The sequence below is a fragment of the Arthrobacter sp. B0316-1-20 genome (assembly GCF_059091865.1).
This window is the reverse complement of the sequence record NZ_JBNHHC010000010.1, coordinates 210,584-236,543: the sequence shown is the minus strand read 5'-3', so window position 1 is coordinate 236,543 and position 25,960 is coordinate 210,584. Positions and strand designations below refer to the sequence as shown.

Below are 25,960 nucleotides of genomic sequence, written 5' to 3'. Positions count from 1 at the left end.
CATAGCGTAGGGCAACGAGGTGCCGCCGACCAGAGTCAGCGCACCCAGCGGTGCGGAGCGGGACGGCGGGTGCTCGGCAGCGCGTTGTTCTCCCGCCATTCATGCAACCAGGCGGGCAGCACCAGATCGGCTGGCGGCTGCTGACCGGTCGCCGCGAAAATCTCCTCGTTAGCGACCGGCCCCTGCTTCGAGACCAGTCGGGTGGCAATATAGGCGCGGGCGTACATCTCGCCGCCGGAAACCATGCGCTGCTCAAAATAGATGGCGCGGTCGTCGAAGCCGATGATCCGAGTTTCAATGCTGTACTGCTGGCCGAGCGTGAGCGACTTGCGGAAGGCAATGGTTTCCGCGCTGACCACCGGCGACCAGCCTTTGCGACGGAAAACGTCCCAGACGCCGGCGCGCACCATCAGCTCGAAGCGTCCGAGGTCCATCAACGAGAAGTACATCCCGTTGTTGACGTGCATGGCGATGTCGATGTCCGTGGGCAGCACGCGCAAGGATAAAGAGGACGAATCCCAAATTCCCAGCGCTGGCCGGCGGCGTGCCGTGACAAGCAGCAACAGGGTGCGGAAAATCAGGTGCATTCCGTCATGCTACCCGCAGGTAACTTAACTGCCCAGCATCTTCCGCAGCCGCTTGCGGACGGCGGACCTGCAACGGACGGCTCCATGCCCTCGGTGAGCGCGGAGCTTCCAGCCTAAACTTCTGCTGTGCAGAACATGAACATCGTGAAGAAGCCCGGCTACGCCGTGGACTCCGTCGACCGGGCACTGCAGTTGATCATGCTTCTCCAGGAGCGGGACTGGCTGCGGATCACCGACGCGGCCGACGCGCTCGGTGTGGCCCCGTCCACTGCCCACCGGCTCATGGCCATGCTGGTGTACCGGGGCTTTGCCCTGCAAGATGACCAGCGGCGCTACTGCACCGGACCGGCCCTGCGCGCCGACGCCGCCGCTGGCCCTGCCCGGACCGCCGTCTCCATCGCCCGCCCGCACCTTGAGGCGCTGGCCCTCTCGGTGCGTGAAACCGTGAACCTCGTCGAACGGGTCGGCGTTACCGTCCGCTACCTGTTCACGGCGGAGGGTCCGCAGTTGCTACGGGTCGGCAACCGCACCGGCACGGTTCTTCCGGCCCACCTCTCCTCCGCCGGCAAAGCCATCCTGGCCACGCTCCCGGAGCCGTCGGTCGCGCAGCTCTACACCGGCAGGCCGGCGCAACAAAGCGGCAGCAGCCTCGCGCCGGCGGAACTGGAGGGCCTCCAGCACGAACTGGCGGAAGCACGGACGCAGGGGTATGCCGTTAACCTCGGGCGCACCGAAGCGGACCTCGCCGCCGTCGGCGCACCGCTGGCAACCGCAGGCCGGCCCGCCGCCATGGCCATATCGATCAGCTCTCCGTTGTCCCGCGCCGGCGATATCCAGCAGCCGGAAGTCATCCAGGCCCTTCATGCCAGCTGCGAAGCAGTGTTGCGCGAACTTCACGACGACGGTGTACTGCCCATTACATAAAATTCTGCTGAACAGAATCTCTTGGTTGATCCGTGGCGCCAATCACTACGATGTGAGGCGACCCGAGAACACCCGGTCCCGGACACGGCCCGACAAACCTCCAGGAGCATCATGCAGTTTTATCTAGACGGCTACCATCCAGGTGATCCGGAATTCCGGCCGGCCGCGGCGGGCCGCCCGGACAACCAGGGCGACTTGCCGGAGGAGGTGGATGTTCTGGTGGTGGGTACCGGTCCGGCCGGGGTGGTCCTGGCCGCCCAGCTGGCTGAATTCCCGCGCATCACCACGCGCGTGGTGGAACGACGGGAAGGGCCGCTGGCGCTGGGGCAGGCCGACGGCGTGGCCTGCCGGACCGTCGAAATGTTCCAACGCCTTCGGCCTGGCCGAGCGCCTGGTCCGCGAAGGGTACTGGGTCAACGAAACGGTGTTCTGGCGGCCGGATGACAAGGACCGCTCAAGGATCGTCCGTAGCGGACGAGTCCAGGACGTTGCGGACGGGCTGTCCGAGTACCCGCACGTCATCGTTAACCAGGCCCGGATGCAGGACTACCTGCTGGAGCACATGCGCAAGTCCCCCAGCCGGCTGGAACCGGACTACGGCCTGGAAGTCACCGGCGTCGAGGTCGAGGGATCGGGTGACTACCCGGTCCGGGTGACCATGCGCCGGACCGACGCCGACAATCCGTCGGAAGAGGTGACCGTCCGCGCCAAGTACGTGGTGGGATGCGACGGCGCCCGCAGTGCGGTACGGAAATCGATCGGCGTGGAGCTGCGCGGCGACGCCCGCAACCACGCCTGGGGCGTGGCGGACGTCCTGGCTGTCACTGATTTCCCGGACGTCCGTTTCAAGGCCGCCATTCAGTCCGCGAACGGCGGCAACATCCTGCTGATCCCGCGCGAGGGCGGTTACTTGGTCCGGCTCTACGTCGATTTGGGCGACCTCGACCCAGCCGACCGCGATGCCCGCAAGCGGTTCACCTCCGACATGGTCATTGAGGCGGCCCAGCGGGTCCTCCATCCCTACACCCTGGAGGTCAAGGACATCGCCTGGTGGTCGGTCTACGAAGTGGGCCAGCGCATTGCCGACCGATTTGACGACGTTCTTCCGGAGGAGCGCGGGACCCGCACGCCCCGGGTCTTCATTGCCGGCGACGCCTGCCACACACACAGCGCCAAAGCCGGCCAGGGGATGAACGTGTCCATGCAGGATGGCTTCAACCTGGGCTGGAAGCTCGCGGCAGTCCTGGAAGGCCGCAGCCCCGAGACGCTGTTGGACACCTACTCCGGTGAGCGCCAGGCAGTGGCCCAGGAGCTGATCGACTTCGACACCCGCTGGTCCAAGACCATGAGCTCCCGTCCGAGGGACCCCAACCGGCCCGACGACGAGGGCCTGGACCCGGAGGAAGTGGAACGGCAATTCGTCGAGGCCGGCCGCTTCACTGCTGGCTTCGCCACCGACTACCCGCCGTCGATGATCACCGGCGAGGGCACCCACGAGCATCTGGCCAAGGGTTTCCCGATTGGCGAGCGGTTCTACTCGGCCCCGGTTGTCCGCCTGGCCGACGCCAAACCGGTGGGGTTGGGCCACGTTGCCCAAGCAGACGGCCGTTGGCGGATCTACGCCTTCGCCGACTCCGCCCACCCCGGAGCGGCAGACTCCCGGTTGACCGAACTGTGCCGGTTCCTGGCCGAATCCGAAGACTCTCCGGTCCGGCGCTACACGCCCGCCGGAGCCGACGCCGATGCAGTCTTTGATGTTCGCGCCGTCTTCCAGCAGGGCCACCGGGAACTGGACGCCAACGACGTGCCATCCTTCCTGTTCCCGCAGAAGGGTCCCTTCGGCCTGAAGGACTACGAGAAAGTCTTCACTCCCGACCTGAAGACCGGGGATGACATCTTCGACCTGCGTGGCATCGATCGCCGGCAGGGCGCCCTGGTGGTGGTCCGGCCGGACCAGTACGTCGCCCACGTGCTGTCGCTCGACGCACATCAGGAACTGGCGGACTTCTTCGCCGGGATCATGCTCGGTTAGCCTTCGCCAACAACCAGAGAGCAAAGGAGCGGGGCCGGCGAATATTCGCCGGCCCCGACCCTCTTGGATTTAGCTACGCGTGGTGTCCGTGTTTCTTGCCGTCGCCGACGTCCTCGGGCAGGCCCCCGGCCGGGTGGTCCGTGCTTCCGGAACCATCGATGCGCGGCAGCTGTTCCGGTCCGACCACCGGGATTTCCGACGTGGACGTCGGCACCGCAAACGGCACGTTGCTGGGCACACTGACCGCGCCGCGCACCGGCCCCAGACGCCGCTGTCGCAACGGATCCTTGCGCAGGTCAACGTACAGGGATACGCACAAGCCGACCATGATCAGCACGAAGGGCGTGGAAGCCAGGATGGTGAACGTCTGCAAAGCATTCAGGCCGCCGACGAACAACAGCACAGCCGCCACCGCACCGGTAAGCACTCCCCAAAGGATGACCAGCGGCTTCCACGGTTCCTTGCGTCCACGGGAGGACAGCGTTCCGAGCACCACGGCGCCGGCGTCGGCACCGCTGACAAAGAACACCGCAGTCAGCACCATGACGACGATGGCCGCACCAATGAAGAAGGGATAGTTCTGCAGTGTGGCAAAGAACGCGGCCGCTTCGTTTCCGGCCCCGGCAATGTCTACGCCGTTCAGCTGAAGGTGGATGCCGGCGCCGCCGAAGATGGAAAACCAGATCACACTCACGGTGGTAGGGACCAGCAGCACGCCCAGGACGAACTCCTTAATGGTCCGGCCGCGGGAGATCTTGGCAATGAAGGTCCCGACGAAGGGCGTCCAGGAGATCCACCAGGCCCAGTAGAAGATGGTCCAGTTGGCCAACCACTCGGTGCCGCCGAACACGGCCGAATGGAAACTCATCGGCACCAGGTTGGCCAGATAATCGCCGATCGAGGCCGGCACCAGGTCAAGGATGAAGACGGTGGGGCCGAGCACAAAGACGAACACCAGCAGCACGGCTGCCAGCAACATGTTGGTGTTGCTCAGCCATTTGATGCCGCGGGACACCCCGCTCGCGGCGGAGATGACCACACCGACGGTCAGCACGCAGATGATCAGGATCGGTGCCGCTGTCCCCGGGTTCTCCTGGAACTGGCCGGTTCGCAGCAGCGACAGGCCGGCCGCGATCTGGAGTGCGCCCAGGCCCAACGAGGTGGCCGAGCCGAACTTGGTGCAGATGATCGCCAGAATATCGATCGGCTTGCCCCAGCCTTTTTTCTCGATCCGTTCTTTGCCGAAGATCGCTTGGAAAGGCGAGCTCATCAGGTTTCCGCGCCCCATCCGGTAAGTGGAATAGGCCAGCGCAAGGCCCACCACCGAATAGATGGCCCACGGATGCAGACCCCAGTGGAAGAGCGTGTAGGCCATGGCGTTGTTCGCTGCCTCGGGCGATCCGGGAGCAGCATCAACGAAGGGCGGCGGTGAGGCCAGATGTGTCACCGGTTCATAAACGCCGAAGAACATCAGGCCGATGCCCATGCCCGCACTGAACATCATGGCGATCCAGGACAGCGTGGAGAACTCGGTCGTCTCGCCCTCGCGCGCGAGCGGGATATTGCCGTACCGGCCGAAGGCGAGCACCAGCGAAAACGCCACGAATCCTGTTGCTCCGAGGATGAACAACCAACCGAAGGTGCTGGTCACCCAGCTGAGAAGGGCCCCGGCGACTTCGGTAACCTGCTCCGTAAAGAAAATGCCCAGCAGGCAGACGACGACAATAATGCCGCCCGAAACGAAGAAAACCGTCTTGTCGACGGTCTTCCAGCCCCGCAGCCCGTCGTCCGCTTCCTCGGCGGCCGTCGGCAAGGGGCCGGTGTATTCGTTGCTCATCATGGTCCTCACTCTTGTCACCGGTGCGTTACACAGCCCGGGCTTCCTGTGGCTCTTCGATGTCAAACGTCCCGGTAAGTATAGTTGCAGGCATGAATGAACGTGGCGAATCAGCAGCGGACAACCAGACGGAAACCGACCATTACGGGGACTCCGGGCGCACCTTGTTCGGCAGCCACGGCGAAGTGTCCAAAGACGATCTGCGGGTGGTCGCGCACGCCGAGGTGGATGCGGCCAATGCGGCCGTGGCAGTAGCCATGGCCAGCGGCGGGCTGTCTCCCGAGGCCAACGCCATGCTGGTCAGCGTGCAGAACGATCTCTTTGACCTGATGGCCGACCTACTGGTGCCCTATCCCAGCGACCTCCCGGTCGACGCGCGCATCATTCCCGAGCACGCGGAACGGCTGGAACGTGCCATCGACCACTTCAGGCAAGAAGCCGGCGATCTCAGCGGCATGCTGCTGCCCGGCGGAACCCTCTCCGCCGCGCTGCTCTACCAGGCCCGCACCGCGGTGCGCCGGGCCGAACGAACGGTTTGGGCTGCCCTGGACGAACACGGGGACGTGGTCAACCGCGAGACCGGGCGCTACCTCAACCGGCTGTCGGGCCTGCTGTTCGTGATGGGCCGGGCGGCGAACGCCGAACACGGTGACGTTATGTGGGTTCCGGAGTCGTCCGTGCTGGGCGTCCTCGAGGACCGCCCCGACACGAACTGAGAGCACTGCTTCGCACAGTGTAACCAGCATCACCGCCGGGTGGCTGGCCGGGTATCCTCTCCAGTGATGACCATCACCAGCGAGCCTGCCCTCCGGCCCGGCGCCGAGCCGTCCGTGCGCACTTTAGCGCGCGGGCTGTCGGTGCTGAGCGTGTTCGACGACGGCAATCCGTCCATGCGCGCCGCCGACGTTGCGGCACGGGCCGGATTGAACAGGGCCGCCACCGCCAGGGTGCTGCGGACGCTGGTCCAGCTGGGCTACGTGCGTTGCCACGGGGAGAAGTTCGCGCTGACCCATCAGGCACTGGAGCTGGGCTATGGCTACCTGTCCGGCTCTCCCTTGGTGCTGGCCTCGCGCCAAGGCGTGGAATGGCTGACGGACGAATTCGACGAACCGTGCACGGCCGGCGTGCTGGCCGGCGGCGACGTCATTTGCATCGCGGCCACCCGGGTTCCCGGCATGATCCGCGCCGGGCTGACCGTCGGCGCCCGGATTCCGGCCCACGCCTCATCGATGGGCAAGGTCCTGATGGCGGGATTGAGCGAGGACGAATTCCGAGCCGCCCTGGACGGCAGCCAGTTCAGCCGGCTGACCGAGCAGACCATCGACAGCACCGAGCGCTTCCGGTTGGAGATCGAGCAGGTCCGCCGGCAAGGCTACGCGGTCAACGACAGCGAACTGCAGTCCGGCCACCGCACCGTCTCCGTGCCGGTCAGGGATACCGCCGGAGCGGTGGTCGCCGCGGTCGGCGTCAACATGCTGGCTACGCCGGACACCCTGCAGGCGGCGACCGCTGCCCATCTTCCGCCGCTGCGCCGTGCCGCCGAGCAAATCGCCGAGGGCTGCACACCCGTCTAACCGACGACGGCGGCGCTGAAGGTGGGATGCGAATCCTCACCCGGGCACCGCCGTCGTTATTCCCGTGGTTCAGCGAATCAGGGCACCGGATCCGCGGCAGCAGCGAACTGGGACATGTAGAGCCGGTAGTACGGGCCTTCGGCGGCCAGCAGCGTGGCGTGGTTGCCCTGTTCCACGATCTTGCCGTCCTCCATCACCAGGATCACGTCCGCGTCCCGGATGGTGGAGAGCCGGTGCGCAATCACAAAACTGGTCCGGTCGGAGCGCAGCGCGGCCATCGCGTGCTGGACCAGCAGCTCGGTGCGCGTGTCCACCGAACTGGTGGCCTCGTCCAGGATCAGCAGCGACGGATTGGCCAGGAACGCCCGGGCAATGGTGATCAGCTGCTTCTCACCGGCCGAAACGTTGTTGCCCTCTTCGTCGATCACGGTGTCGTAGCCGTCCGGCAGCGCCCGCACGAAGCGGTCCACATAGGTGGCCTTGGCCGCCGCCATCACTTCTTCCTCGGTGGCGTCCAGGTTGCCGTAGCGGATGTTGTCGAAAATGGAGCCGCCGAACAGCCACGCGTCCTGCAGCACCATGCCCACCTTGGACCGCAGTTCGGCCCGGCTGAGCGCGGTGATGTCCACGCCGTCCAGCGTGATCCGGCCGGCGTCCAGTTCGTAGAACCGCATCACCAGGTTCACCAACGTGGTCTTGCCCGCGCCGGTCGGGCCCACGATCGCTACCGTCTGCCCCGGGTTCGCCGAGAAGGAGAGGTCTTCGATCAGCGGCTTGTCAGCGGTGTAGCTGAAGCTGACGTTGTGGAACTCCACGTGGCCGTCGGTCTTGGCCGGCAGCGTCTGGGTGGCCGTGTCCGGCTCCTGCTCCTCGGCGTCGAGCAGCTCGAAAACCCGCTCTGCGGAGGCAACGCCGGACTGCAGCATGTTGGCCATGCCCGCCATCTGGCTCAGCGGCTGGTTAAATTCCCGCGAGTACTGGATGAACGCAGTGGCATCGCCAAGGGTCATCGACCCCGATGCCACCCGCAGGCCGCCGACCACGGCAATGCCCACGTAGCTCAGGTAGGAGATGAACTGCATCACCGGCATGATCATTCCGGAGACGAACTGCGCACCGAACGAGGCTTTGTACAGCTCCTCGTTCTTCTCGTCGAACTGTTCCACCGACTGCTGTTCGCGGCCGAAGGCGCGGACCAGATCGTGGCCGCTGAACGACTCCTCGATGTGGCCGTTCAGCGCACCGGTGTGCTTCCACTGGGCGGTGAACAGTTTCTGGCTCCGGGTGCCGATGATGCCGGCGCCGACGGCGGAGAGCGGCAGGGCGATCAGGGCGATCAGGGCCAGCTGCCAGGAGACAATGAACATCATGATGGTGATGCCCAGCAGGCTCAGCGCGGACATGATCAGCTGCGCGAAGGCCTGTTGCAGTGCCTGCTGGATATTGTCGACGTCGTTGGTCACCCGGGAGAGCATGTCGCCGCGCTGGCGGGTGTCGAAGTAGTTCAATGGCAGCCGGTTCAGCTTGGCTTCCACGTCCCGGCGCAGCCCGAAGACCACCTTCATGACGATCCGGTTCAGCAGCCAGCCCTGCAGCCACATGAACAGCGACGCGACCACGTACATCCCCAGCACCAGCAGGATCAGTTTGCCCAGCAGCTGGAAGTCGATGCCCGCTCCGGGCACCAGTTCCATGCCGGAGAGCAGGTCAGCGAACTGGTTCTGGCCCTGCGCGCGGAGCCCCGCGATGACTTCCGCCTGGGTGGCACCGGCTGGCAGGTTCATGCCGATCGCGCCGTTGAAGATCACGTCCATGGCGTTGCCCAGCACCTTGGGCGCAATCACGTTGAGCACCACGGCCACCAGCACCATGGCCAGCACCAGGGCGATGCCGGCCTTCTCCGGCTTCAGCAGGCCGAACAGCCGTTTGGCGGACGGCCAGAAGTGCTGCGCCTTGCGGACCGGGGTCCCGGTCATGAAGTCCTGGTCGGCTTCGCCCGGCTGGAACTGCTCCTCCAGGACCTCGGCTTCGGCTTCCGCGGCAGCGGCCGGGGTGGGCGCTGCCACCGGCTCGGGTCCGGTGGCCAGCTCGGACTGGGTTTCTTTGTCCGGGCTCATGCCACTTCCTCCACCGCGGTCTGCGAATCAACAATTTCCAGGTATGTCTCGGAGCTTTCCAGCAGCTCCTCGTGGGTGCCGCGGGCCACGATCTGCCCGTGTTCCATCACCAAAATCTGGTCTGCCTCGATGATCGTGGCCACGCGCTGGGCCACGATGATCACGGTGGCGTCCTTGGTGGTCCCCTTCAGCGCGGCCCGCAGCCTGGCATCGGTCGCCACGTCCAGCGCAGAGAACGAGTCGTCGAAGAGGTAGACCTTGGGCTTGGCCACCAGCGCCCGGGCGATGCACAGCCGCTGGCGCTGGCCGCCGGAGACGTTGGTGCCGCCCTGCGAGACCGCCGACTCCAGGCCCTTGTCCTTGGCGCGGACGAAGCCCTCGCCCTGGGCTACGCGCAGCGCCTCCCAGAGCTCCTCGTCCGTGGCGTCCGGATTGCCAAAGCGCAGGTTGTGTGCCACCGTGCCGGAGAACAGGTACGGCCGCTGCGGCACCAGGGCAACCCGGTCGGTGATGTCCGTGCGGGCCATGTGGGTGACCGGAACACCGTCGATCAGCACCTCGCCGTCGCCCGCGTCGAACAGCCGCGGCAGCATGCTGATCAGCGTGGACTTGCCGGCGCCGGTACTGCCGATGATGGCCGTCGTTTGCCCGGGCCGGGCGGTGAAGCTGACGTTGCGCAGCACCGGCACCTCGGCGCCGGGATAGGCGAAGGTCACGTTGCGGAACTCGACGACTCCGGCGGGCTCGCGTGCCTTTTCCGGCTCGGATGGTTCATGCACGGAAGGCTCGATGTCGAGCACCTCGCCGATGCGCTCGGCACAGACCGAGGCGCGCGGGATCATCATCGCCATGAACGTGCCCATCATCACCGCCATCAGGATCTGCAGCAGGTACTGCAGGAACGCGGTCAAGGCGCCGACCTGCATTTCACCGGCGTCCACGCGCAGGCCGCCGAACCAGAGCACGGCGGCGGTGGCCAAGTGCAGGATCATGCCAATCGAGGGGAACATCAGCACGAACAGGTTGCCGACCGAGAGCGAGACATCGGTCAGTTCACGGTTGGCCTTCTCGAAGCGCTTGGCCTCGTACGGCTCGCGGACGAACGCCCGGACCACGCGGATGCCGGTGATCTGCTCGCGGAGCACGCCGTTAATGCTGTCGATCTTCTGCTGCATGGTGCGGAAGAGCGGCATCAGCTTCCAGACCAGCAGGCCCACCACAACGAACAGCAGCGGCACCGAGACCCACACCAGCCAGGACAGCTGCAAATCTTCGCGGAGTGCCATGATGATGCCGCCGACGCACATGATGGGCGCCATCACCATGAAGTTCAGGCCCATCAGCACCAGCATCTGCACCTGCTGCACATCGTTGGTGCCGCGGGTGATCAGGCTGGGTGCGCCGAACTGGCCCACTTCGCGGGCGGAAAACCCGGTGACCTTGTGGAAAATGCCGCGGCGCAAGTCGCGGCCAACCGCCATCGCGGCCCGGGAGCCGAAATAGACGCCGGCGATCGCGGCGGCCACCTGGACAAAGCTGACGGTCAGCATCACGCCGCCGGTGCTCCAGATGTAGTCGGTATCGCCGCGGGCAACGCCCTCGTCGATGATCTGGGCGTTAAGGCTGGGCAGATACAGCGCCGCGATGGTGGCAATCAGCTGCAACACCACTACGGCGAAGACGAAGGGAAGATAGGGGCGCCCATAATGGCGGATTAAACGGAGCAGCATCTGGGTATGACGCAACTTTCGGGCAAAGGGTTGAAGTGAGGGCAGATAGAGGCTACACCTTATCACTGATTGGCGAAACTCAATCGGTAGTTTTTCCCTGCCGGCTCACCGTATGGATGAAACGATTTAGCCCGGATTCCCGCTGCGGTACGCCCTGTGACTGGCGCCACCAGCGGGTCGCTGGAATACTGAGGCGCCGAACCGCTACCGGGGAGGCCCCACTTGGACGACCAGATTTTCCAGATCATCGCCATGCTGATCTACATGGCAGGCATGCTGGCTATCGGCTGGTGGGCCTATCGGCGCACCAGCGACCTTGACGAATACATGCTGGCGGGCCGCGGCCTGAAGCCCGGCGTCGCGGCCTTGAGCGCCGGCGCCTCGGACATGTCCGGCTGGCTGCTGATGGGGCTGCCGGGCGCGCTCTACGTCGGCGGCCTGTTCGAGGCCTGGATCGCCATCGGCCTGACCATCGGCGCCTGGCTCAACTGGAAGTTCGTGGCCCCACGGCTGCGCTCCTACACCGAAGTGTCCAACGACTCCATCACCGTTCCCAGCTTCCTGGAGAACCGGTTGAAGGACCGCTCGCACCTGCTGCGGGTCGTCTCCGGTGTGATCATTTTGGTGTTCTTCACCTTCTACGTGTCCTCCGGCATGGTGGCCGGCGGCATCTTCTTCGAGTCATCGTTCGGCTCCACCTATGAGATCGGCATGCTGGTGGTCGGCGGCGTCACGGTCCTGTACACCATGTTCGGCGGCTTCCTCGGCGCCAGCTACACCGACGTCGCCCAAGGCCTGTTGATGTTCGCGGCCCTGCTCCTGGTGCCGATTGTCGGCGTCTTCGCCACCGGCGGCCTCGGCGCCACCATCGAATCCATCCAGCAGGTGGATCCGAACCACCTGAGCCTGTTCACCGGCGGTGCCGTCGCCGGCATCTCGGCTGCAGCGTGGGGCCTGGGCTACTTTGGGCAGCCGCACATCATTGTCCGTTTCATGGCGCTGCGTTCGCCCGCCGAGGCGAAAGCCGCCCGCCGGATCGGCATCGGCTGGATGCTGCTGACCGTCGTTGGCGCCGTCGCCACCGCATTGGTCGGCGTGGCCTACTTCCAGCAGAACCCGGGCAACTCCCTCACGGACGCCAAGTCGGCCGAATCCGTCTTCCTGGACCTGTCCCAGATCCTCTTCCACCCGTTCGTCGCCGGATTTGTGCTGGCGGCCGTGCTGGCGGCGATCATGAGCACGGTGTCGTCGCAGTTGATCGTCTGCTCGTCGGCGCTGGTAGAGGATCTGTACAAGATCTTCGCGCGCAGATACGCGTCGGCCAAGACCCAGGTGATGCTCGGCCGGATGGGTGTGCTGGTGGTCTCCCTGGTGGCGGGCATCCTGGCCTGGAGCCGCAATGACACCATCCTGGGCCTGGTGGCCTTCGCGTGGGCGGGCTTCGGCGCTTCCTTCGGCCCGACCATCATCCTGTGCTTGTTCTGGCGGAAGCTCACCGTCGCCGGCGCACTCTCCGGCATGGTCGCCGGTGCGGCAACGGTGTTTGTTTGGGGCACGTCGGCGCTCACGGACACCATGTACGAGATTGTTCCGGGCTTCATCCTCAACGTGGTCGTCGCCGTCGTCGTCAGCCTCCTGACGCACAAGCCCACGCCGGAGATCGAGGCGGAGTTTAACGAAGCCGTCCATCGGGTCCACGCGGCGGAAGCTCCGGTGCTTGCCGCGGAGCGCTGATCCGCCCCACTGAGGCCACAAACCCAGGTGGTCTTCCCGACGTCGGCCCTTGACGAAGTCGGGAAGGGCATCTTGCGCGGCCTACCGGTGCGCGTAGGTCAGGTGGCTCGCAGAGTCGCTGGCTACCGGTGTGCGTAGGTCAGGCAGTCGGCGTTATCGGCGCCCGGGCCCACGTGGACCGCCGGAGCTTGGCACATCAGGTGGTCGTTGTGCACGCACTCGCTCCGCTGGCACGCACCTACCCCGGCCAGAACCTTGGGCAGCCCGCCGTGCGCACCGGTATCAATGAACGTGGCGCAGGCAGCGTGGTTTTCGCCGCCGGCAACAGTGATGGCCCCGGCGTTGCATTCGGTGTGGTCGTTGAAAGAGCAGTTGGTGACGCTGCAATCGGTCACCTGAGCTGTTGCGGTCATGGCGGCTCCTCCATGCTTCTGTCGCCCTGGCTGGGCGCGCGCCCTCGGATGGGCTGGATTCGTGTCCACCACGTTATGCCTGCCGCGGCCGATCAAAAAGGCAGATTTTCGTGCCTTATTTCCTTGCCGGCGAATTTTCCTCCGGCAAAAACCGTCGACATAACTACCTCCATAGATATAGAGTCGAGGTGTCTTGGGGTTGTGCACTGCGTCACAATCAAGCCGCATCTAGGAGGACAAGTACCCATGAGCGCAAAGAACCTCCAGGAAGTCCTGGACCAATCCGGCAACACCGTCGAGATGCTGCGGAACTCGCAGATCGGCGCCTACATCTACCCCGTCGTCGCCCCAGAATTCACCAACTGGCGCAGCGAGCAGCGCGCCTGGCGTGAGAGCGCGGTGCTGTTCGACCAGTCGCACCACATGGACAATCTGTTCATCAAGGGCAAGGACGCCCTGAAGCTGATTTCGGATACCGCGATCAACTCGGTAGCCAACTTCCCGGTCAACAAAGCCAAGCAGTACGTGCCCACCACGCCGGCCGGACACGTGATCGGCGACGGCATCCTGTTCCACGAGGCTGAAGACGAGTACGTCTACGTGGGCCGCTCCCCTGCCGCCAACTGGCTGATTTACCACGGTGAAACCGGCGGCTACGACGTGGACATCGAGGTGGACCGCCGGTCGCCGTCGCGGCCCATGGGCCAGCCCGTGAAGCGCAAGTACTGGCGCTTCCAGATCCAGGGCCCGAACGCCTGGAAGATCATCGAGAAGATCAACGGCGGCCCGGTGGAGCAGCTGAAGTTCTTCAACATGGACAACATGCAGGTGGCCGGCCGCCAGGTCCACACCCTGCGCCACGGCATGGCTGGAGCTCCGGGGCTGGAAATCTGGGGGCCGTACGAGACCTACGACCAGGTTCGGGACACCATCCTGGAGGCCGGCCAGGAGTTCGGCATGCTCGCTGTCGGCTCCCGGGCCTACCCCTCGAACACGCTCGAATCCGGTTGGATCCCGTCGCCGTTGCCGGCCATCTACACCGGCGAGGAGCTCCGCCCCTACCGCGAGTGGCTCGGCGCCGACAGCTACGAAGCGGTCAACGCCGTGGCCGGCAGCTTCGTCTCCGACAAGATCGAGGACTACTACCTGAACCCGTGGGAGCTCGGCTACGGCCACATGGTGAAGTTCGACCACGACTTCATCGGCCGCGAGGCCCTCGAGAAGATTGATACGGCAACGCAGCGCAAGAAGGTCACGCTCGAGTGGAACGCCGAAGACATGGCCAAGATCTTCGCCTCGCTCTTCGACCCCGACGGCAAGTCCTACAAGTACTTCGACCTCCCGCTGGCCAACTACGGCTCGTCGAACTACGACGCCGTGCTCGACGCCGCGGGCGAGACGATCGGACTGTCCATGTTCACCGGCTACTCGGCGAACGAGCAGAAGGCCCTGTCCCTGGCTACCGTGGACGCCGATGTGCCGGAGGGCACCGAGGTCACCGTGGTGTGGGGCGAACCCGACGGCGGGTCCAGCAAGACCACGGTGGAGCCGCACCAGCAGTTGAACGTGCGCGCCATTGTCAGCCCGGTGCCGTACTCCTCGGCGGTCCGCCAGGACTACCCGGGCGGCTGGCGCTCCGGCAAGCAGGCCTGATGCCCGGTTGCTCCTGAGGAGCACGACGGCGAACGGCGGGGAGGGTGCCCTAAGGCATCCTCCCCGCCGCTTCAGTTAAAGGACTCGGCGATAGCAGCTGGCCGGCTATGTCACCGCGTTCCGCGGCGAGCGCCGGCGACCGCGCTGATTAGTCGCCGTCCTCGCGCAGGACAGTCTCTTCGACGTATCGCTCGCCCGACTCCGTCTCTCGGACGCTGTAGTGCTGTTCCATGTGCTCGATGGCAGCAGCATCCACGGGCCCAGGCTCGCTGACGGGATCATCAATGGCGGTGCGATCGGCATCGCCGTAGACGTTGGCCAGCCCCTGCTTGGCATCCGGCGGTATCTCACCCGGAGGTAGCACCTCTTCGTCCCGCACCGTTTCACCCAAGGTTTTGTCACGGTCCTCGCGGTCGTATCGGTCCGGATTGCTGATGTTCTCGCTCATGAAGCTCCTTCCCTCAGGCGCCGGTGCGCCCTGTCTTCACCTAATCACAGAGCGGTCGCGTGCAACAGGGCCGGGGAATTGCCTGCGCCCTCGCTGCGCACCCGGCCAGCCGGCCTCACACCCGGCCGTTCGCTCCCACATCTCAGGAGCCAACCGAAGCATTCAACCTAGTCAGAGCTGGGCAAACGTTTTGAAACTCGGGAAGTTACTCCTATACGTGGGAGCGAAAGCCGACTCCCACCTGCCGCAGACGCTCGGTACCGCTCCCCCGAAAGCCCGTTACCGTCCACCGCGGAAGTCGGTGACCCACTCCGCGGTGGCCTTCATTCCGCCGAAAGTGTAGAAGTGCAGCTTCACCGTGCCGTGCACAGTCGGGTCGTAGCGGCTGGCGAATTCCTCCAGGAACTTGTCCGGCCCGGCCGTGCCCAGCAAGTTGGTCAGTGAGAACCCGTACTTGTGCACGATTCCGGCCGAGGAGGCCACGCCGAAGCGCTTGGCGTAGTTCAGCAACCGCTTGACCCCGGCCGGACCCGGGACGCCAATCCGCACCGGTGCCTTGATCCCCCGGCGGCGGACCTCGGCCAGCCACTCAAACACGGGATCGGCGTCGAAGCCGAACTGGGTGATGATGACCGACTCCAGGTTCTGCTGCTGCAACTCGGCGTATTTGTCCTCCAGCGCCTTCCACAGCACGTCGTCGGAAATATCCGGATGGCCCTCTGGATAACCGCTAATGCCCACCCTCCGAATGCCATACTTGGCCAGCAATCCGCTGCGGATCACCTCCAGCGAGTCCGGATACGGCCCCATCGGCTCAGCCGGGTCACCGCCCACGACAAAGACGTCCTCCGGCGCCGCGTCGGTGGACAAAGCCTGCAGGAAATCCTCCAATTCCGACTGTGAGGCCAACCGGCGGGCAGACACATGCGGCACCGGCACGAAGCCACGCCGCTTCACTGCCGCAGCCGCGGAAACCCTCATCGGCAGGTCCTCGTTCCCCAGGAAGGTCACGTTGATCTGTGTGCCCGGAGGAATCGTGCCGGCCGCGCCTTCCAGCGCCGGAACGTCCTTGCCGGTCATCTCCAGCGAGAAGTCGTCGAGCAACGCGCGCGCACCGTCCGATGAAGCATGCTTAGGGTCGGCCATGGTCTAAGTCCTTCCACGTGTGGCACCGGCCACTCCTGCCCGGCTTGCTGCGAGTCTAGCCGCAAAGCCACTACGGATATAGAGGGTTGCGAGTGGTTTGCCTTTCTCAATCACTGGGCGCATACTGTTGAAGCCTTCCCTTCAATCTCAGGAACAACCATGTCCACGCCCCGCGTGCTGAGGCCCTTCGCGCACCGCAACTACCGCATCCTCATTTCAGCCCTGGCCATCTCGGTTTTCGGCACGGGCATGTGGGCCGTGGCCATGGTCTACCAAGTCATCGCACTGGGCGGTGGCCCCATCCAGCTCTCGCTCGTCGCCACCTGCTCCAGCGTCGGGCTGCTGGCGTTCGTACTGCTGGGCGGCATCGCGGCCGACCGGCTTCCGCGCCGCCGCCTGATCATCTGTGTCGAGGCGGCCAACCTGTTGGCCATCGGCGCCGTAACGCTGCTTGCCCTGACTGGACTGCTGCAACTGTGGCACCTTGCCGCGGCCGCTTTCTTGATGGGTGTGGGAGCCGCCTTCTTCTTCCCCGCCTACTCGGCCATCCTGCCCAGGATCCTCCCGGCCGAGGACCTGCTGGCCGCCAACGGCATGGAAGGCACCATGCGCCCGCTGCTGCAGCAGGCCGCGGGCCCCGCCTTGGCGGGAATGGTTGTCGCTTCCTTCTCGCCCGGCGCAGCGATCGGCTGGATCTCGCTGTGCCATCTGGCCGCGCTGGTCATCCTGAACTTCCTGGGTCAGGAGCTGATTCCGGATCAGGGAACCGCTGCGTCCGTCGCCGCAGAAGACGCGCCCGCCAAACGCAGTTCGGTCCTGGCCGACCTGGGCGAGGGCGTGTCGTACACCCTGAAGACTCCCTGGCTGTTGTGGACGCTGCTGTGGGCCGTGGTGAGTGTGCTCATTTTTATCGGTCCAATCGAGGTGCTGCTGCCGTTCGCCGTCGCCGACCAATTGGGCGGGGATTCGAAGACCTTCGGCTTCCTGCTCGGCATCTTCGGTATCGGCGGAGCGGTAGGGGCCTTGTTCACCGCCTCCCTGCGGCTGCCAAGGCGCTACCTCACCGTGATGCTGCTGTTCTGGGGCCTTGGCGCCCTGCCCATCGCGGTCATTGGCTTACCGACAGCTTCTGGGTGATGGCAGTAGCGCTGTTCGTCGTCGGTGCCACAGGCAGCTCGGGCCAGGTCATCTGGGGCACGTTGCTGCAGCGGAGGGTGCCCTCGCACCTGCTCGGCCGCATATCCAGCTTGGACTTCTTCGTCTCGCTCGCCCTGATGCCGGTTTCCATGGCGCTGGCCGGGCCGCTGGGCGAAGTGGTGCCGATCTGGCTGATCTTCCTGCTGGTGGGCCTGGCTCTGCCGCTCCTGGCCGTGCTGGCGCTCACCTTCGGCGGCATGCTGAAGGACGAGATCGATCACCCGCTGGAGCGCAAACTGGAACCCGTGGAGCCGGCCAGCGCCTAGCGGCAACGGTCAGCACCTGACGACGACGGCGGTGCCCACCGGGGTGCCGCCGTTGCCCTCAGCGGTACGGGCTCCATTTCCCCTGGCCCGAGCCCGCGGCACTCCGAGCGCTACGCTTGACGGCAGAGGGGACTGGACCTACCCGTGACAGCAGTCGAAACCGAACGGCCAGGCATGCCCGTGCGAGCGGGCCGCGCGCCTGCCACCCATTTGCAGGAGACATCATGGTTGCAAACCAGGACCTCGCCCAGGACCCGGGCCTCCGGCGCGCGCTGCTCACCGCCCGCCGTGGCACCGTCTTCTTTAACCGCAAACTCAACGAACTCTTCGACGATGAGCTCGCTGCACCCTCGTTGCTGCCCGGCTGGACCCGAGCCCACGTCATCGCCCACGTCGGCTACAACGCCCGCGCCATCGCGCGATTGATCGGATGGGCCAACACCGGCGTGGAAACGCCGATGTACTCCTCGCGGCAGGCAAGGAACGAAGAAATCGACCATGGCGCCTTGCTCTCCCCCGCCGAATTGCGCGACCTCTACGAACAGTCCGCCAACCACCTCGACGTTGCATGGCGGAACACACCGCAAGAAGCGTGGGGACACGAGGTCAAAGCCGCCAAGGGCCACACCGTCCCGGCCACCGAAACCGTCTGGTGGCGGACCCGCGAAGTCTGGATCCACGCCGTCGACCTCGACAACGGCGCCAGCTTCGCCGACATGCCCGCCAACGTGCTCGAACGCCTGCTCAAAGACATCACTGGAGCCTGGCACCATCGCGGCGACGACAAAGACTTGCGACTGGAGGTCCTGGGCTCTGGCGGTGTCACGCAACTCGGCGACACCTCGGCCGCCGACCCGGTTATTGTCACCGGATCCCTGCCGGATATCGCCGGCTGGGCTGCGGGCCGGTCGACTCGCGGCATCACCTCCAACAGGACGAACGCGCCCCCAGCACCCCGCTGGATCTAAGTCGGGCGGCAGCGCCGTTCGGCCGGATCTCCACGCAGGCGCAAGCGCCTTTGTTCGACCACCGCGAACGCAAGCGCCTTTGGTCGATCACCGGCGGGTCAGGAGACCTCAATGGTGACGACGGCTGGGCCGCGGCCGGGAGCGGCGTCGGACTGCGCGCCGGTGCCGGACGTGACGGCGCGGGAGACGCAGCAACACATCTTTTCCGCTGCTCGCTGCTGGCGCTCACTGTAGAAAACGTCGCGGTGGTCGATCGCGCCGTCCAGTTCCAGTATGCGGACTTCGCAGAGTCCGCATTCGCCCTTGCGGCAGTCGAACATCATGTCCGCGCCGGCCTCTTCGAGGGCCTCAAGCATGGAGCGGCCCTGGCCTACCGTGGCCTCGATGCCCAGCCGCGGGATCCGCACCACGAATTCCTCCGGGTCGTACCAGCCGCTGTTGCCGAACGTCTCGTAGCGCAGGTTCGCCGCGGGCAGTTCGCGTTCCGTCCAGGCCCGGCGGACCGCGTCCATCAGGCGAATGGGCCCGCACATGTACAGCTCGGTATCCATGTCCGCGCCGGCCACCAGTTCGCCCACCTGCAGCGATGTGGCTTCGTCGTCCACGTGGACCTGCAGCCGGTCCCCGTGCTCCTCCCGCAACTGGTCCAGGTAGGCCATTGCCTCGCGGCTGCGTCCGGCATAAACCATGTGGTAATTGGCCTTCACGGCTTTGAGTACCCGCGCCATGTTGACCATCGCAGTCACGCCGATACCGCCGGCCAACAGGATGTACCGCTCGGCCCCGACGCGCAGCGGGAAGTTCTGCAGCGGCTGGGTGATCTCCAGCGTGTCGCCGGCCGCCAGCGTGTGCATGAATTCCGATCCGCCCCGGGAAGCCGGCGCCTTCAGCACGCTCAGCGCGAGGCGGCGCCCGCCGTCGGCGGAGTCCACGATGGAGTAGGAACGCTTGTCCTCCTGGCCGGCAATCCGGACCTTCAGGTCAATGTGCGATCCCGGTTCTGCGGTTTTCGGCAGAGCCGGTTCCAGTACGATGCGCCGGATGCCGGCCGCCACGTCCTGCACGTCCAGCACGGTGGCGTGCTGCCAGACTTCTACATTTGTTGCTGCCATGTCGCCGCCTACGCCTTCCCTCAGCGGCCGGCCGGGACGGCGGAAGCCATCCGGCCTTCGGCCACCAGCATCCGCTCGATCAGCCGGCGCACCCACATGCCGCCGGCGTCGATGTTCAGGTTGTAGAACTCGTAGTCCGGATTGGCATCGATGGCTTCCTGCTGCGCCTTGAGCATCTCCTCATCCTCGCCGAACACACCGTGCACACCGTCCCGCAGCTGGGTGGTGATCAGCTGGCTGTCCAGCCGGTAGTTGCGCATGAACGCCCAGAAATAGTGGCAGGACCGGTCGGTTTCCGGCGAGATCGTGTTCATCACGAAGCCGTTGACACCCTGGCTGCGGTCGCCCTCCGGCGCGCCGGTGCCCGCCTTGGCCACGCCGACGTCGATGCAGATGGTGGAAGGGGCTTGGAACGTGATGATCTGCCAGCGGTCCACCTTGCCCTCAAAGCCAGGGAACTTATCCCGCATGTTCTTCAGCCAGAACGGCGGTGCGTCGATGTTGTGCATCCAACGGGTCACGGTGACGGTATTGCCCTCATGCGTGACGACGAAGTCGGATTCGCTCAGCTCCTCCTGCCCAATGGAGGACGAGTGCACGAACTCTTCGTGGGTCAGGTCCATCAGGTTGTCCAGCACCAGCTGGTAATTGCAGTCGGCGTGGATAGTCTCGCCGTCGCCCGCCCAATCGGGCGAGTCCATCTGGTGCATGTCCGGCACCAGACCCGGATCGGCCTGCGTCGGGTCGCCCAGCCAGACCCAGACGTACCGGTGGCGCTCCACCACCGGAAAGGACGGAACGGTGGCCGACGGGTTGATGGTCTCCTGGGCCGGCATCGAAACGCACCGCCCGGCCGAGTTGTAAACAATGCCGTGGTAAGGGCACTGAATTCCGTCCTTGCCCATGGTCTTGCCCATGGAGAGCGGTGCCAGCCGGTGCCAGCAGGCGTCGGCGAGAGCCACAGCCTTGCCGTCTTCCGTGCGGTACAGCGCCAGTGGCCGGTTGGCGATGCGCCGGGCCATCGGCTTGCGGGTGACCTCATGGTCCCAGGCCGCCACGTACCACGCGTTCAGCGGGTGGCCCATGACCTTGTGGGTAGTCGAGCTGGCGGTCTGCACAGCAGTTGTCACAACGATTCCTTCCGGTACGTGGAGCTTGGCATCCACAGTGACGCAGCTCCGATATATTTGCCGATGGCGGTCCCGTCTCCGGGTCCGGGCCAACTAACTATCAACATAGATAGTGGCGTGAATCTCAGACTATCGATGGATATAGTGATTAGCAACACAGGTGAATAGAAAGTTGGATCAATGAGTCTTCGCTACGCCCTGCTGGCGCTGCTCAGCGTTGAGCCCATGACCGGCTACGACCTCTACAAGGAATTTGAATCCTCCGTAGGGCACGTATGGCACGCACCGGACTCACAGATCTACCCGGAGCTGCGGAGGATGGAGAAGGAAGGCCTGCTCGACGGCGAGGAAGTCACCTGGGGCCAGCGCGGCAAGAAGCGCCGGTACCACATCACCGACGCCGGGGTGAAGGCGTTCCGGGACTGGATGAACACCACCCTCGAGTACACCCGGGTGCGGGATCCAGCGCACCTGAAGGCCGCGTACCTGGAGTGGGCCGAGCCCGAAGCAGCGCGTGAGCAGATGCGCGCGCACATTGAGCACCACACCGGCCTACGCCAGCAATGGGAGCAGCGGATCCGCGAGATCGACCAGGACGCCAGCGAAATGCTGAACCGCCGTCTGGCCATTACACCCGATGCCGACCGCGACCGGGTCAAGGCCTTCAAGCGCTTCACGTATGAAGGCCTGGTGGCCCGGGCCGACCAAGAGATTGCCTGGGCCCAGCGCGGGCTCGCCCTGATCGACCAGCTCTATGCCAGCCGGCCGGGCTCCCGGCAGGCTGCCGGCGCCAGGAAGTAGCCGCCCGAAAGCAGCCCGGCGCTGGTTCCGGAAGAGCCGAAGCCGGGGCACCGCCGTCGTCAGCCGCCGAATGGGAGCCGGGCACCGCCGTCGTTGGTCCTCGGTAGGACGTTAGCGGCACCCGGACATCGGCAGGCTAGTTGGAGTATTCCTTGCGCAGGTCCGCCTTGCGGATCTTGCCGCTGGCGGTTCGCGGCAGGTCCTCCACAATCACCACGGACTTGGGGATCTTGTAGCGGGCCAGCCGCCCGTCCAGGTGCTGCTGGATGTCCTCGGCAGTCACCGAAAAGCCTTCGCGGACGGTCACCACCGCGCGCGGGACCTCGCCCCACTTCTGGTCCGGAATGCCGATCACGGCCGCGCTGCTGACCGCCTCCAGCTCCAGGATGACCTGCTCCACTTCGGCTGGGTAGATGTTCTCGCCGCCGGAAATAATCATGTCCTTGAGCCGGTCGGAAATGAACAGGAAGCCTTCGTCGTCCACGTAGCCCATGTCGCCGGACTTGAACCAGACGCCGTCGGCATAGCTTTCGGCCGTGGCATCGGGCCGGTTCCAGTACTCGCGGATCACGTTGGGGCCGGAAATCTGGATCTCGCCCACCTCGCGCGGCGGCAGCACTTCGCCCATCGGGTCGGCAATCCGGACATCGGTGAAGAAGTGCGGAAGTCCTGCCGATCCGGCTTTCGGGCGCGATTTCTCCGCGGCCAGCGTGGTGGCGCCAGGCGCTGTCTCCGTCATCCCGTAGCCGTTGGTGAAGGACAGTCCGCGGGCCTCGTAGGCCTCCAGTACCCGCATCGGCACCGCGGAGCCGCCGCAGGTCAGCTTGTTGAGCGAGCTGATGTCGGTCTTGTCCCAGTCGGGATGCTCGCACAGCAGTTGATAGGTGGTCGGCACGCCGCTGATGAAGGTTGCCTTGTGCTGCTCGATCAGCTGCAGGGTCCGGCCTGGCTCAAACTTCGGCTCAAGCACCACGGTCGCACCCTTGAGCAGGCTCGGCAGCACACCCATGCCCAGCGACGCGACGTGGAACATCGGTGCGATCATCAGGGCGACGTCGGTGCTGGCCATGTCGAAATCAACCAGCACATTGATGCTGTTCCAGGTCATGTTGCCGTGCGTGAGCAGCGCGCCCTTCGGCCGGCCGGTGGTACCGGAGGTGTAGAGGATCATGGCCGGGTCATCGAGCGCGACGGCCACATCGCGGCGCTCCTCGCTGCCGGAGGCAATGACGTGCTCCAACAGCTCGACGGCGGTGCCCTCCCCGCCTGCCTCGGTTGGGCTTGCCGTGGGGAGGCCGTTTCCGTTCCCCGCGGGGCCGTCCTCGACCACGATCCGGTGGCTGATACCCAGCAGGGTGCTGCCGCGGACCGCGAGCGGCTCCAAAGTGCGGGCATGGACGAGGATGCGGCTGCCGGAGTCCTGCAGGGCGAATTGAACCTCAGGCGGTGCCAAGCGGGTATTGAGGGGCACGAAGATGGCTCCGAGCGTTCCGCAGGCAAAGAAGGTCTCCAAAAAGGCCGGGTGGTTCTCCCCCAGATAGGCCACCCGGTCGCCCTGGGCGATGCCGCGGTCCGCCAGCGCATTGGCCAGCCGGTCGACACGCTCGGCGAACTCTCCGTAGCTCATCTCGCCCGCTGTGCTGATGATCGCGGTCTTGGCCGCGGACTTCATGCGGCGCTTGTGGATCCAGGCACCGAGCCCCTGATTCTGCATCGTTCAAACCCTTTCGACGTACCCGGCGCCCGGGCTACCCAATGAAGCCGCCGTGAAGCGCATCACTGCGGCTCACACTCAACCTAATGCGTTTTAGTTGAAAAAGTCAATAGTTGAGATTGCCGTCCGAATAAGGCTGGGGCCGGCGTCCATAAACGCCGATGATGCCCCTTCCGCCAGGGAAGAGGCATCATCGGCGCATGGTGTGGGCTTTACTGCTGCGGCAGCAGCGCCTGCATGTCCGGAACCTGGTCGATCAGCCCGTTCTTCAGCGAGATGTCGGCGATCTCCTTGATTGAGTCGGCGTTCACTTCCTGCGGGAACTTCGGCAGGGTCAGCTTCTCGATCACGGCCGGATCCAGCTTCGTGTAGGTAGGCAGGATCTCGCGCACCTTCTCGGGATTATCGTTGGCGAAGGCCAGCGACTTCTTCATGGCGCGGACAAACGCTGCTGTGACTTCCGGCTTTTCCTGCACGTTCTTGTCGGAGGTGAAGTAGGTCGCCACGGTGAGATCCTTGACCGGATACGCATAGTTGGAGAAGACCGGGACGGCGCCGTCGTCTTTCACAATGGTCTCGAACGGCTCGACGGCCGCAATCGCGTCCACCTGGCCGTTCGCCAAGGCCGCGGGCATGTCCGGGAACGGCATTTCCACGAAATTCAGGTTGGACGAATCGCCGCCGGACTGCTCGACAGCTTCGCGGATGGTGGAATCGCTGATGTTATTAAGCGTGTTGACACCGATCCGCTTACCCACGAGGTCGGGGATGTCCTTGATGCCGCTGTCCGGCTTGACCATGACAGCGGCGAAGTCTTTATCCCGGTCGCCGGTGGTGGCGACACCGTTGGCAACCATCTTCATGTCCAGGCCCTTGGACCGGGCAATGACCAGCGAGGTGACGTTGCTGAATCCGAAGTCCATCTGGCCGCTGGTGATCGCCGGGATGATGGCCGCACCGCCCTGCGCCAAGGTCAGCTCCAGGTCCAGCCCCTCCTCCTTGAAGAAGCCCTGCTCTTTACCCAGGTAAATCGGCGCTACGTCCACGATGGGGATGACACCAACGTTGATTTTTGTCATTCCACCGGCTGTTTCGCCGCCACCCGCGGGAGCGGATTCCCCGCCGCCGCCCGACGGGCTTCCACCGCCACACGCCGTCAACGCCAGCACCGCCGCCAATGCCACTGCTGCCCTGATTTTCTTCACGGTTCCCTCTCCCATCAATCTGCCTTAAGGCACGAGTGTGCCCCAGCTCACTCACAGTATCTACATCCATAGTGGTAGAGGTCAACGAAGCGTCCGGATTGTTATCAACCGGGCTCCTCAGCCTCGGAATCTGGCGTCGTCCCAGCAGCGGCGTGGGCCAATAAGCCGGTGCAGCCGACAGCTTCCGCGACGTCACTGGTTAGCTGCCGGCAGCAGCGCGTCGAGGTCCACCTTGTTGTCGACGGTGCCGTACTTCAGCACTGCATCGGCGAGCGTCTGGGCGGCGTCGCGGTCGAACTTCGGGTCGAAGCGCGGCAGCACGATTTCTTTGAGCAGCGCCGGGTCGGTCTTGGTGTAGGTGCCGATGATTTTCCGGACCTCGTCCGGGTGCTCTTGGGCATAGTTCATCGACTTGGTCATTGCCGCGGTGAATTTCTGCACCAGTTCCGGGTCCTGCTTGATCTTGTCCGCGGAGGTGAAGTAGCCGCCGATGTCCAAATTCGGATGTGTTTCGCGGTACGGCCAGGACACTACCCGCGCCCCGCTCTTGATGGCTGAGGTCAGGAAGGGCTCCAGGATGAGCGCGGCGTCCACCTGGCCGTTCTCCACCGCGGCCAGCGCGTCCGGGAAGGCAACTTCCACGAACTTCAGGTTGGAGCCGTCGCCGCCGGCCTTATCCACGGCGGTCCGGATAGTGGTGTCGCCGATATTGGCCAGATTGTTGGAGGAGACCGTCTTGCCCTCCAGATCCGTAACCGATGTGATGTCCGAATCCTTCGCCACCACGACGCCGGCAAAGTCGACGTCGTCCTGGTTGGAGGCACGGGTTCCGTTGACCACGTATTTCAGGTCCAACCCCTGGTCGCGGGCCACCATCAGCGAGACGGTGTTGCCGAAGGCAAAGTCGAAGCTGCCGCTCACCACGCCCGGGACAGAGACGGCGCCGCCAGTGGTGTTCTCGATGGCCAGGTCGAGCCCTTCCTCTTCGAAGAACCCCTTGGCCTTGCCAAGGTGGAGCGGTGCCACGTCGCCGATCGGAATCGCACCCACCTTCACCGAAGTCATCCCCTCCGCCGGCGAGGCGCCGCCGCCGTCGGTAGCTGCCGGTTCTCCGGACGGCGACCCCGCGCCGCAGGCCCCCAACGTTGCCGCCACAGCGGCGGCACAGACCATGGTGACAAGTCGCTTCATCATGCACTCCCTCGTGTGTTTTCAGCGTTTCATGGGAGTCTAGGCAGCGGTTGTCGGGCAGGCCACAGTGGGGGCTGTCCGATCCCCACTCATGCAGCTAATACTTAGCTGAGCCCGCCCAGCCAACGCCGTGCCCCGGGCATCACACGCCGCAGGGGCGGCCCCCGAAAAACCGGGAACC

General features: G+C 65.0%; 19 protein-coding genes and 2 pseudogenes. 9 read left to right on the top strand and 12 right to left on the bottom strand.

Annotated elements, in window-relative coordinates; translation table 11 throughout:
- Positions 1–35: 35 nt before the first annotated feature.
- Positions 36–587 (bottom strand): acyl-CoA thioesterase, encoded by a 552-nt coding sequence (locus AC5RW2_RS18460; RefSeq protein ID WP_493962609.1) that lies wholly within the window; start codon positions 585–587, stop codon positions 36–38.
- A gap of 135 nt (positions 588–722) precedes the next feature.
- Between AC5RW2_RS18460 and AC5RW2_RS18455 the strand changes: the two genes are divergently transcribed.
- Together AC5RW2_RS18455 and AC5RW2_RS18450 are read left to right on the top strand one after the other, a co-directional pair.
- Complete coding sequence (locus AC5RW2_RS18455) at positions 723–1,511, top strand: IclR family transcriptional regulator (protein WP_493962803.1); 789 nt, start codon at positions 723–725, stop codon at positions 1,509–1,511.
- 111 nt (positions 1,512–1,622) lie between these two features.
- A pseudogene (locus AC5RW2_RS18450) lies at positions 1,623–3,543 on the top strand (FAD-binding monooxygenase).
- 73 nt (positions 3,544–3,616) lie between these two features.
- On the opposite strand, the gene AC5RW2_RS18445 reads toward AC5RW2_RS18450, so the two are convergent.
- A complete protein-coding gene (locus AC5RW2_RS18445) occupies positions 3,617–5,383 on the bottom strand; it encodes a BCCT family transporter (RefSeq protein ID WP_493962610.1) in 1,767 nt (588 codons plus the stop codon).
- Positions 5,384–5,472: 89 nt separating this feature from the next.
- On the opposite strand from AC5RW2_RS18445, the gene AC5RW2_RS18440 reads away from it, so the two are divergent.
- Complete coding sequence (locus AC5RW2_RS18440; RefSeq protein WP_493951391.1) at positions 5,473–6,096, top strand: cob(I)yrinic acid a,c-diamide adenosyltransferase; 624 nt, start codon at positions 5,473–5,475, stop codon at positions 6,094–6,096.
- Between the two features lie 66 nt (positions 6,097–6,162).
- Positions 6,163–6,954 carry an IclR family transcriptional regulator gene (locus tag AC5RW2_RS18435; RefSeq protein ID WP_493962611.1) on the top strand — a complete coding sequence of 264 codons (792 nt, stop codon included), beginning with the start codon at positions 6,163–6,165 and terminating at the stop codon, positions 6,952–6,954.
- A 77-nt stretch (positions 6,955–7,031) separates the two neighbouring features.
- On the opposite strand, the gene AC5RW2_RS18430 is transcribed toward AC5RW2_RS18435, so the two are convergent.
- Positions 7,032–9,071, bottom strand: a complete 2,040-nt coding sequence (locus AC5RW2_RS18430) for an ABC transporter ATP-binding protein (RefSeq protein ID WP_493962612.1) — start codon at positions 9,069–9,071, stop codon at positions 7,032–7,034.
- Positions 9,068–10,801, bottom strand: coding sequence for an ABC transporter ATP-binding protein (locus tag AC5RW2_RS18425; protein ID WP_493962613.1), 1,734 nt, complete (start codon positions 10,799–10,801; stop codon positions 9,068–9,070). Before AC5RW2_RS18425 ends, AC5RW2_RS18430 begins: the two co-directional genes overlap by 4 nt.
- A gap of 222 nt (positions 10,802–11,023) precedes the next feature.
- On the opposite strand from AC5RW2_RS18425, the gene putP reads away from it, so the two are divergent.
- The gene (gene putP / locus AC5RW2_RS18420) at positions 11,024–12,535 is read left to right on the top strand and encodes a sodium/proline symporter PutP (RefSeq protein WP_493962614.1); all 1,512 of its coding nucleotides are present in this window, start codon (positions 11,024–11,026) and stop codon (positions 12,533–12,535) included.
- A 122-nt stretch (positions 12,536–12,657) separates the two neighbouring features.
- Here the strand turns inward: putP and AC5RW2_RS18415 are convergent, their stop codons facing one another.
- Positions 12,658–12,948: a DUF1540 domain-containing protein gene (locus AC5RW2_RS18415; RefSeq protein ID WP_493951396.1), complete on the bottom strand. Its 291-nt coding sequence runs from the start codon at positions 12,946–12,948 to the stop codon at positions 12,658–12,660.
- A gap of 246 nt (positions 12,949–13,194) precedes the next feature.
- Here AC5RW2_RS18415 and ligM point away from each other — a divergent pair, with 246 nt between their 5' ends.
- Positions 13,195–14,601 (top strand): vanillate/3-O-methylgallate O-demethylase, encoded by a 1,407-nt coding sequence (gene ligM / locus AC5RW2_RS18410; RefSeq protein WP_493962615.1) that lies wholly within the window; start codon positions 13,195–13,197, stop codon positions 14,599–14,601.
- A gap of 148 nt (positions 14,602–14,749) precedes the next feature.
- Here the strand turns inward: ligM and AC5RW2_RS18405 are convergent, their stop codons facing one another.
- Both AC5RW2_RS18405 and AC5RW2_RS18400 read right to left on the bottom strand, forming a co-directional pair.
- Positions 14,750–15,049: a hypothetical protein gene (locus tag AC5RW2_RS18405; protein WP_493962616.1), complete on the bottom strand. Its 300-nt coding sequence runs from the start codon at positions 15,047–15,049 to the stop codon at positions 14,750–14,752.
- Between the two features lie 279 nt (positions 15,050–15,328).
- Positions 15,329–16,195, bottom strand: a complete 867-nt coding sequence (locus AC5RW2_RS18400; protein WP_493962617.1) for a methylenetetrahydrofolate reductase — start codon at positions 16,193–16,195, stop codon at positions 15,329–15,331.
- 159 nt (positions 16,196–16,354) lie between these two features.
- Between AC5RW2_RS18400 and AC5RW2_RS18395 the strand changes: the two are divergent.
- Both AC5RW2_RS18395 and AC5RW2_RS18390 read left to right on the top strand, forming a co-directional pair.
- Positions 16,355–17,658, top strand: a pseudogene (locus tag AC5RW2_RS18395) (MFS transporter).
- 224 nt (positions 17,659–17,882) lie between these two features.
- The gene (locus AC5RW2_RS18390; protein ID WP_493962618.1) at positions 17,883–18,626 is read left to right on the top strand and encodes a maleylpyruvate isomerase family mycothiol-dependent enzyme; all 744 of its coding nucleotides are present in this window, start codon (positions 17,883–17,885) and stop codon (positions 18,624–18,626) included.
- A gap of 98 nt (positions 18,627–18,724) precedes the next feature.
- Here AC5RW2_RS18390 and AC5RW2_RS18385 read toward each other — a convergent pair whose 3' ends face one another.
- Together AC5RW2_RS18385 and AC5RW2_RS18380 are read right to left on the bottom strand one after the other, a co-directional pair.
- Positions 18,725–19,738, bottom strand: coding sequence for a PDR/VanB family oxidoreductase (locus tag AC5RW2_RS18385; RefSeq protein WP_493962619.1), 1,014 nt, complete (start codon positions 19,736–19,738; stop codon positions 18,725–18,727).
- Positions 19,739–19,758: 20 nt separating this feature from the next.
- Positions 19,759–20,823 carry an aromatic ring-hydroxylating oxygenase subunit alpha gene (locus AC5RW2_RS18380; RefSeq protein ID WP_493962804.1) on the bottom strand — a complete coding sequence of 355 codons (1,065 nt, stop codon included), beginning with the start codon at positions 20,821–20,823 and terminating at the stop codon, positions 19,759–19,761.
- Between the two features lie 225 nt (positions 20,824–21,048).
- On the opposite strand from AC5RW2_RS18380, the gene AC5RW2_RS18375 reads away from it, so the two are divergent.
- Entirely contained in the window at positions 21,049–21,669 is a 621-nt protein-coding gene (locus AC5RW2_RS18375) for a helix-turn-helix transcriptional regulator (RefSeq protein WP_493962620.1), read from the top strand.
- A gap of 136 nt (positions 21,670–21,805) precedes the next feature.
- Here the strand turns inward: AC5RW2_RS18375 and AC5RW2_RS18370 are convergent, their stop codons facing one another.
- From AC5RW2_RS18370 to AC5RW2_RS18360, 3 genes are all read right to left on the bottom strand, one after another.
- Positions 21,806–23,383 carry an acyl-CoA synthetase gene (locus AC5RW2_RS18370; RefSeq protein ID WP_493962621.1) on the bottom strand — a complete coding sequence of 526 codons (1,578 nt, stop codon included), beginning with the start codon at positions 23,381–23,383 and terminating at the stop codon, positions 21,806–21,808.
- A gap of 212 nt (positions 23,384–23,595) precedes the next feature.
- A complete protein-coding gene (locus tag AC5RW2_RS18365; protein ID WP_493951405.1) occupies positions 23,596–24,603 on the bottom strand; it encodes an ABC transporter substrate-binding protein in 1,008 nt (335 codons plus the stop codon).
- 177 nt (positions 24,604–24,780) lie between these two features.
- Positions 24,781–25,782, bottom strand: coding sequence for an ABC transporter substrate-binding protein (locus tag AC5RW2_RS18360; RefSeq protein ID WP_493962622.1), 1,002 nt, complete (start codon positions 25,780–25,782; stop codon positions 24,781–24,783).
- Between the last annotated feature and the right edge of the window lie 178 nt (positions 25,783–25,960).

Excerpts from the sequence above, each read along its gene's own strand:
- AC5RW2_RS18375 (WP_493962620.1), top strand. The coding sequence starts at position 21,049 with ATGAGTCTTCGCTACGCCCTGCTGGCGCTGCTCAGCGTTGAGCCCATG.
- AC5RW2_RS18360 (WP_493962622.1), bottom strand. The coding sequence starts at position 25,782 with ATGATGAAGCGACTTGTCACCATGGTCTGTGCCGCCGCTGTGGCGGCA.
- AC5RW2_RS18425 (WP_493962613.1), bottom strand. The coding sequence starts at position 10,801 with ATGCTGCTCCGTTTAATCCGCCATTATGGGCGCCCCTATCTTCCCTTC.
- AC5RW2_RS18405 (WP_493962616.1), bottom strand. The coding sequence starts at position 15,049 with ATGAGCGAGAACATCAGCAATCCGGACCGATACGACCGCGAGGACCGT.
- AC5RW2_RS18370 (WP_493962621.1), bottom strand. The coding sequence starts at position 23,383 with ATGCAGAATCAGGGGCTCGGTGCCTGGATCCACAAGCGCCGCATGAAG.
- AC5RW2_RS18435 (WP_493962611.1), top strand. The coding sequence starts at position 6,163 with ATGACCATCACCAGCGAGCCTGCCCTCCGGCCCGGCGCCGAGCCGTCC.
- AC5RW2_RS18365 (WP_493951405.1), bottom strand. The coding sequence starts at position 24,603 with ATGGGAGAGGGAACCGTGAAGAAAATCAGGGCAGCAGTGGCATTGGCG.
- AC5RW2_RS18455 (WP_493962803.1), top strand. The coding sequence starts at position 723 with ATGAACATCGTGAAGAAGCCCGGCTACGCCGTGGACTCCGTCGACCGG.
- AC5RW2_RS18380 (WP_493962804.1), bottom strand. The coding sequence starts at position 20,823 with ATGGGCCACCCGCTGAACGCGTGGTACGTGGCGGCCTGGGACCATGAG.
- AC5RW2_RS18445 (WP_493962610.1), bottom strand. The coding sequence starts at position 5,383 with ATGATGAGCAACGAATACACCGGCCCCTTGCCGACGGCCGCCGAGGAA.
- AC5RW2_RS18385 (WP_493962619.1), bottom strand. The coding sequence starts at position 19,738 with ATGGCAGCAACAAATGTAGAAGTCTGGCAGCACGCCACCGTGCTGGAC.
- AC5RW2_RS18440 (WP_493951391.1), top strand. The coding sequence starts at position 5,473 with ATGAATGAACGTGGCGAATCAGCAGCGGACAACCAGACGGAAACCGAC.
- AC5RW2_RS18390 (WP_493962618.1), top strand. The coding sequence starts at position 17,883 with ATGGTTGCAAACCAGGACCTCGCCCAGGACCCGGGCCTCCGGCGCGCG.
- AC5RW2_RS18400 (WP_493962617.1), bottom strand. The coding sequence starts at position 16,195 with ATGGCCGACCCTAAGCATGCTTCATCGGACGGTGCGCGCGCGTTGCTC.
- AC5RW2_RS18460 (WP_493962609.1), bottom strand. The coding sequence starts at position 587 with ATGCACCTGATTTTCCGCACCCTGTTGCTGCTTGTCACGGCACGCCGC.
- ligM (WP_493962615.1), top strand. The coding sequence starts at position 13,195 with ATGAGCGCAAAGAACCTCCAGGAAGTCCTGGACCAATCCGGCAACACC.
- AC5RW2_RS18430 (WP_493962612.1), bottom strand. The coding sequence starts at position 9,071 with ATGAGCCCGGACAAAGAAACCCAGTCCGAGCTGGCCACCGGACCCGAG.
- AC5RW2_RS18415 (WP_493951396.1), bottom strand. The coding sequence starts at position 12,948 with ATGACCGCAACAGCTCAGGTGACCGATTGCAGCGTCACCAACTGCTCT.